The sequence below is a fragment of the Streptococcus mitis genome, assembly GCF_001579035.1.
Classification (GTDB): Bacteria; Bacillota; Bacilli; order Lactobacillales; family Streptococcaceae; genus Streptococcus; species Streptococcus mitis_J.
Map to the genome: position 1 here is coordinate 61,251 of NZ_KQ970289.1, position 565 is coordinate 61,815.

The window sequence follows — 565 nt, forward strand, 5'->3', positions numbered from 1 at the left end:
GGGAAAAGGGGGTATACACTCTTAGGTTCTTTAAAAAACTACTTTTTATAGAATAACTAAGGACTATTGTTTCATAGCTTTTTTGATTGTTTCGTTCGCTTTTTCAGTGAAGGCTTTCAAAGCGTCCGCAGGTTTTTCGTCACCATTTGATACAGATTGCAACATTGGGAACCAAAGTGTTCTCATTTCAGCAAATCCATCAATAGTGTTGTAGTATGGTGAGTAATATTGAGTCCAGCTGCTGATTGTTTCCATACGTTTGTCATCATAAAGTTTGCCAAATGATGTACGAACTGGGAAAGCACCTGTACGAACTACGTCTTTTGGACCCCACTCTTTGTCATCTGCGATAAACTGGATGAATTTCTTAGATGCAGCGACTTTCTTGTCGTCTTTATTGTTGAATACTGCAAATCCGTTTACAAGGTATTCAAGAGCTGGTTTACCTTCGTCTGATGGGAATGGTACTTCTACCACTTCTACCTTACTTGCTTCTAAAAGTTTAGCTTGGATACCATTTTGAGCTGGTGCCCAAAGGATTGTGTAAGATGTTTGACCGTTGGCA

Annotated in this window: 1 pseudogene; it reads right to left on the reverse strand. The window is 39.3% G+C overall.

From position 1 onward, the window contains the following. Window positions 1-63: 63 nt before the first annotated feature. Window positions 64-565, reverse strand: a pseudogene (locus SMIDD26_RS13135) (ABC transporter substrate-binding protein); the annotation flags it as partial.